The sequence below is a fragment of the Corynebacterium sp. HMSC076D02 genome, assembly GCF_001813815.1.
GTDB classification, from domain to species: Bacteria; Actinomycetota; Actinomycetes; order Mycobacteriales; family Mycobacteriaceae; genus Corynebacterium; species Corynebacterium simulans.
In genome coordinates this window covers 93031-99359 of the sequence record NZ_KV814043.1, presented here as the reverse complement: position 1 = coordinate 99359, position 6329 = coordinate 93031, and the positions used below count along the sequence as shown (strand labels likewise).

Below are 6329 nucleotides of genomic sequence, written 5' to 3'. Positions count from 1 at the left end.
AAATGCGATGCGCCCGATTCAGCAGGTGCTTTTGCCTGAATCTCAAACTGAGATTTCAAGTGCATTGGAACGAGCGCACCAAGTTTACCTCGAACGAGGAATTACGTCAGTTACTGATGCTGGTGTAGCGGGCGGATGGATTGGACATAGCCCTCGCGAGATTGCGGCTTACCAAGCTGCTGATTTACAAGTCCGTACGCAGGTAATGGTGACCATGGATGTTCTCCACGAACTCGATGGGCATCAAACTGATGGCATAGGTTGGGGTATCGACGCCGGCATCCGAAGCGGGCTCGGTAACGAATGGTTGCAAATTGGCCCCACCAAGATTTTTACGGACGGCTCCCTGCTTGGGACTACGGCTGCGATGACGGAAAATTATGAGTGCTGCCAGCATTCAGGCTATTTTCAAGGCGACCCGGAGCTAATCAAGCGTAATGCCTTAATGGCAGCGGGCGCCGGATGGTCACTCGCTTTACACGCAATCGGTGATGCTGCGGTTGACTTCGCGATTGAAACGCTCGAAGAAGCCATTCGTGTGCACGGGGCACCCAAGATTCCGCACCGAATCGAACATGGAGGCGTTGTTAGAGCAGAACAGATTGATCGCTTGGCGAAGCTGCCTGTAGTTCTGGTCCCACAGCCGTATTTCATTAAAGAATTCGGTGATGCAATGGCGCAGAAACTCGGTGCCAAGCGTGTAGAGCTGGCTTATCCAGCTAAGCGTCTCCTTGATGCCGGAATGACTCTGCCTGGTAGTTCAGATCAACCGGTGACGCGTGGTATCCCACTCGAAGTCATGCAAGCTTTCGCGCAAAGAATTACTGCTGCGGGCAATGAATATGGGCCTGCAGACAAGATCACCGTATCTGAAGCTCTTTACGCGTATACCGCGGGTTCAGCGGCAGCTACAGGCTGGGCAGGCCGAAAGGGACAAATAAAGCCCGGGCAGCTCGCGGATTTCGTTCTGTTGGGCTCGAACCCACTGGAAACACAAGTGGAAGCGCTATCTGAGATAGAAATTCTGGCGACTGTGGTCGGTGGCGAACTTCGCTACGGAAGCTTCTAAAACCCAAAAAATCTAATACACATTGCGAATTAACTCGGAAAGGAATACATAATGCGAGCAACAACTGATGAACAGTACCTGGCGGACTTCCGCGAGATGTCAGCCAATGGCGCGACTGCGGGAGGCGGCGTCGAAAGGCAGGCTGCGAGCGAAGGCGACCGCGTTAATCGTGCGTGGTTTGCGCAGGTGTTGGAATCGATGGGTGCGCGCGTGCACTACGACGAGATTGGCAATCAGTACGGTCTCTTCGAGTTCGTTCCGGACGCGCCTTTTGTCGGCCTGGGTTCGCACCTCGATTCACAGCCTTTGGCCGGGCGCTATGACGGTGCATACGGCGTGCTGGCGGCAGCGCATGCGGCAAACCGGGTGGCCCGCCTTGCGGAAGAGGAGAAGATTTCGCCGCGCTATAACCTGGCCGTAATCAACTGGTTTAACGAGGAAGGCTCGCGTTTTTCTCCGTCGATGATGGGCAGCTCCGTGTTCACCGGAGTTATGCCGCTGGGAAAGGCGCTGGAATCGACGGATCTTGCAGGAACCACCGTGGCAGAGGCTTTTGAGGAAGCGAAGTGGACCCCGGTGGAGCAGGCCCCGAAGGTGGTTTCCTATGGCGAAATCCATGTTGAACAGGGCAAAGGTTTGGAGGCTGCTGGCAACACCATCGGCCTGGTGACCGCGACCTGGGGCGCGAAGAAGTTCCAGGCGGTAGTGCACGGTGAGCAGGGACATACCGGTTCCACCATGATGGCGGATCGTCGTGATGCGCTGTTTGGCGCCTCGCTCATCATTGCCGAAGTGCAGCGTTTAACGCGAGAGTTCCCAGAGTTTGAGCTTCAGGCATCAGTGTCCCAGTTGACCTTGGAACCAAACTCGCCGGTGACCATTGCCCGTGAGGTGCGCTTCAATATTGACCTACGCTCGCCGAATAGCGAGACGCTGGAGACCGCGCAGAAGCGCGTTCGGGAGATTATTGCGGCAGCGGAAGAAGAGTCCCGCACCCGTGTTGAGCTGAACGCTACCCATGAGTGGGCACTCAACCCGTATCCAGAGACCGGTGTGGAACTTGCGCGTGAAGTGGTTGAAGAGCTGGGCTATTCTCACCAGGAGATTTTCACCGTGGCTGGGCACGACTCGACGAATATGAAGGAGCACGTACCGACCGTCATGCTCTTTATCCCCAGCGTTGATGGCGTTTCCCACAATGAGGCGGAATACACCAAGGATGAAGACTGCGTTGCAGGTCTTGATGTATTTACCCACGTGGCAGCGCGCCTGGTTGAGGGCGCGCTGACTTAAAACGCCTAGCGCGATTTACTTGTCCAGCGGCGAGACCTGTTCGGCTTGCCAGCCGCCACGGCCCGCGATTACAACGGTTGCCGGTTTTATAGCATTCCAATCGGCAGTAATTTCGCGGGATACGCGAACCTCAATTGAGGTGGTCTGCGCGTTGAACATGCTAAGAACTCAGTGGCCTGGATAAAGCGCAGCGACATCTCGACAGCGCGAACCTTCTGATCCAGAATCGGGAAGTAGCTTTCGCCCCAGCTGCCGTTGTCGTGATGCTGCTAAGTGGCGCGATTGCCGATGTCGCTTGGCCTTAATCGGGTGAGATATACATCCGCATTACGCTGGAAGCCGCTGTATACCATGTAGATATAGCCGTCGGGGCTGTGTTCCACATGGCCTGCATGTAAAGCGTTACGTCGATATTGACGACGTTGCTTGGCAGCAGCGTGAGGTTGTCCGTGTGCCGCTATTTTACGAGTTGCTCGACGTCATCGCCCTCGTTGAGCGGATGAGCCATCACGACTTCGCCGTTTTCTACGCGGGCGATCATTCCCACTGGGCTGACCCACTCGTCCTGTCCAAAGCTATCGCCGGTGAAGGAATCGCCGAAGATGATGGCGAATTCCTCACCATCTTTCCAAGGGGAAGTAGTTGCATTGCAGAAGCTGGCCATAGAGCAGAAAGTGCGGTATCCAGCCTCGAGGAAGCTGGTACCGCACTGTTCTCTATCTCTCTCTTTGCGCGTTCTCTCAAACACACACGCTAATGATGCGCCCTCAAAACTCAGAAACCGGCACAAGAGCGCTGTGAAAAAATAGTAGGTTTGTATACCGCTAGATTTTGCACAACGAAAGCGCCCAGTCCTTCGAAAAGGCTCTGGGCGCTATCGCTGTCTCTCTCTCTAAACGCCTCCGATTATCAGCCAAGGCTGCCCTCCGGAAGCTGAGGGGTTCTCTCTATCTCTCTCATGCGCTCTCTCAAACGCACAACAAAAGTATGAGGCATGCGGCTGGCACAGCAATGATGTGTGGCTGTTAGGTCGCTGGGACTGCCTGTGCAATCACTGGCGGTTTATGGAAGCTTGCCGTTTGCCTCTAGTCCTTGCCCATTAGTTGATGCGGTTGCCGCTTTCGCGGTCGAAGATATGCACGTTCGAGGTATTTGGCTTCAGCCAGATGGTTTCGCCGATGCTTTGATGGCTGCGCGGTTCCACGAGCACACCGGTATTGCCACCCAGACGAGTAGTGGAGCTAAACACCGTGCCGTCCTCGCCAGTGAGATCGCCGTAGAGGTAAGACTCGTGGCCAAGTTCCTCAACATGGTGAATGACAAACTTTACGCCGCCTTCGCCTTCAGAACTCTGCTTCCAATCTTCAGGGCGAATGCCCACCGTAAGTGGACCTTCTGGCGCTTGCTCGAAACCCCAGCGGCGCAGAACGGAAGCGTTGATGTCATAGAGGTTCATTGCAGGCGATCCGATGAATCCCGCGACGAAGGTATTAGCGGGACGGTCATAAATTTCCCGAGTTGGTGCTACTTGTTGCAGAACACCCGCATTTAGTACCGCCACGCGGTCGCCCATGGTCATAGCCTCTGTCTGGTCATGGGTGACATAAACCGTCGTGGTACCGAGGCGTCGCTGTAATTCGGAAATCTGCGCACGGGTAGATACGCGCAGCTTGGCATCGAGGTTAGACAGTGGTTCGTCCATGCAGAACACCGCCGGTTCGCGCACAATAGCGCGCCCCATCGCTACGCGTTGGCGTTGGCCGCCCGACAAGTTTGCAGGTTTGCGGTCGAGTAGGTCTTCCATCTGCAGGATCTTCGCCGCTTCCTGAACGCGCTCCTTGATGAGGGCTTTGTCCATCTTCCGGTTTTCCAAGGCGAAGCTCATGTTCTGGGCAACGGTCATGTTGGGGTAGAGGGCGTAGTTCTGGAAGACCATGGCAACATCACGATCGGATGGGCTAACGCCCGTGACGTCCCTGCCGTCGATGCGGATGGAGCCGGAATCGGTTGGCTCCAGTCCAGCGAGCATGCGAAGACTCGTTGACTTTCCGCAACCAGACGGTCCGACGAGCACAAGGAACTCGCCGTCGGCGATGTCGAGGTTGAGCGAATCGACAGCGGGGCGTTCGGCGTCCTTGGAATAAATCCGCGAGACACCATCAAAAGTGACAGTTGCCATGGTTTCCTCTCAGTTCAGGTACGAAGACGGGGCGGCGAGATGAATTACTTCTTGATGACCGGCTTGACCTGGTTGTCGTAGATAGACTGCAGTGTCTTTTCCAGATCGGTTAGGGTCTTCTTGACGTCATCGCGGTTGGTAACGATCTTCTCGAAGGCACCGCCGATTTCCTGATCGGCGCCGGGGAGGAATACACGTGCGTAATCCTGTGGACGGGTATCCGGTAGCTGTTCAATAGCAGTCTTGAAGTTCGGGTTTTCTTCCATGAACTTCTTTTGCTCATCCAGTTCCATTGCAGTCTTGCGCACGGGCATGTAACCGACGTTCTGCGACCAGTAGGAAGTGTTTTGGTCGTTGGTTACAAAGTCGATGAACTTGATCGCTGCGATTTGGCGATTCTTGTCGATGCCGGCTGGGATAGCCAGACCAGCTCCGCCGGTTGGGCAAGCACCATCGCCGTTTGGGTTAGGCAGGAACGCGGTGCCCAAGTCGAACTTGGCGTTTTCGGTGATGCCGCTGAGATCACCGGTGGACAGCACCGTGGCAGCGGCGCGGCCGGTGGAAAATTCCATCGCCATATCGTTGCCCACGTAGGAGTAGCCTTCTTTTTCATCGGTGACCTTCTTCAGCCACTCGACGGCTTCGATGGTCTTGGGATCAGTGAACTTGAGCTCCCATTCATCGGAGTATGCGCCGCCCTTGGACCACAGCGGCCCCTGGAAGATCCAACCCAGGTAGTCAACAGCATCGCCCCAGCCAAAGGCTTGCATATCGGGGTTTGCATCCGCGAGCTTTGTAGCCCACTTATCCATCTCGTCCCAAGACTTTGGTCCGCGGTCAGGTAGACCAGCCTTCTTCCATGCGTCCTTGTTGTAGTAGAAGAGCGGAGTAGAGCGGGCAAATGGAAGTGCAAAGTGGCCGCCGTCGTAGGCGTAGTCCTCATACAGTGGCTGCACGTAGGAGGAAAGGTCGACGTTTGCTTCCTTGGCGAGCTCGTCGACGTTCGCGATCTGACCGTTGATAGCGAAGTTGTACCACCAGACATCGGAGAGAACCACGATGTCGGGAAGGTCGCTGCCGGTCAGTGCCGCGTTAAACTTTTGGGCTGCTTCTTCGTAGTTCTTGCCGGCATCAATCAGGTTGATTTTGATGTCCGGGTTTTCTTTTTCGAAGCGGGAGATGATCTCGGTCTCGATGTCCTTCGAGGAACCCGGGTGGTTGGACCACCAGGTCAGCTCGGTGACTTCCCCGGAACCAGAGGAATTCTTCTTAGCCTGTGGGTCAGTGGAGGAAGTGCCTGCGCAGGCAGTCAGAGAAACCGAGGCGGTGCTCAGTGCAAGAACAGAGAGGAATGAACGGCGGTCCATGAATTAACTCCTTGTAGAAATAGAAAGACTAAACGGCGAGCGTGGTTGAGGTAACCATCTGCGGCTATCCCTTGACGGCACCAGTGGTAAGGCCCTTGATCATGTATTTCTGAAGGGCCAGGAAGATGATGAGAATCGGAATGATGGTGAGGATGGTGGCGGCCATAACTGGACCCCAGTTGGTGACGCCGTCGTTGTTTTGCAGCATGGTTAGTCCCACCTGTAGCGGCGCGACGTCGGCAGTATCGGACATCAAGAATGGCCACAGGTATTGGTTCCATTCGTTGACGATGGTGATCACTGCGAAGGCTGTCAACGTTGGCCAAGAGATCGGAAGCAAGACCTTTGTCAGCAGGCGAATAGGTCCAGCGCCGTCCATTCTTGCGGCCTCAACCAGTTCAAAGGGCAGCGATAAGAAGTG

The 6329-nt window shown here is 55.3% G+C and carries 7 protein-coding genes; 2 read left to right on the top strand and 5 right to left on the bottom strand.

All coding sequences use genetic code 11. The features are described 5' to 3' along the window. The coding region (locus tag HMPREF2935_RS02710; protein WP_070732133.1) for an amidohydrolase at window positions 1-1069 on the top strand (1069 nt) is incomplete at its 5' end. Between the two features lie 51 nt (window positions 1070-1120). Next, a complete protein-coding gene (locus HMPREF2935_RS02705) occupies window positions 1121-2362 on the top strand; it encodes a M20 family metallo-hydrolase (protein WP_070731892.1) in 1242 nt (413 codons plus the stop codon). Window positions 2363-2377: 15 nt separating this feature from the next. On the opposite strand, the gene HMPREF2935_RS13150 is transcribed toward HMPREF2935_RS02705, so the two are convergent. From HMPREF2935_RS13150 to HMPREF2935_RS02685, 5 genes are all read right to left on the bottom strand, one after another. Beyond that, the gene (locus HMPREF2935_RS13150; RefSeq protein WP_168166284.1) at window positions 2378-2521 is read right to left on the bottom strand and encodes a hypothetical protein; all 144 of its coding nucleotides are present in this window, start codon (window positions 2519-2521) and stop codon (window positions 2378-2380) included. Window positions 2522-2819: 298 nt separating this feature from the next. Next, window positions 2820-3026 carry a hypothetical protein gene (locus HMPREF2935_RS02700; protein WP_061920915.1) on the bottom strand — a complete coding sequence of 69 codons (207 nt, stop codon included), beginning with the start codon at window positions 3024-3026 and terminating at the stop codon, window positions 2820-2822. Window positions 3027-3461: 435 nt separating this feature from the next. Then, complete coding sequence (locus HMPREF2935_RS02695) at window positions 3462-4541, bottom strand: ABC transporter ATP-binding protein (RefSeq protein ID WP_070731890.1); 1080 nt, start codon at window positions 4539-4541, stop codon at window positions 3462-3464. Between the two features lie 44 nt (window positions 4542-4585). Further along, window positions 4586-5908 carry an ABC transporter substrate-binding protein gene (locus tag HMPREF2935_RS02690; RefSeq protein ID WP_070432406.1) on the bottom strand — a complete coding sequence of 441 codons (1323 nt, stop codon included), beginning with the start codon at window positions 5906-5908 and terminating at the stop codon, window positions 4586-4588. 64 nt (window positions 5909-5972) lie between these two features. Continuing rightward, the coding region (locus HMPREF2935_RS02685) for a carbohydrate ABC transporter permease (protein ID WP_141756011.1) at window positions 5973-6329 on the bottom strand (357 nt) is incomplete at its 5' end.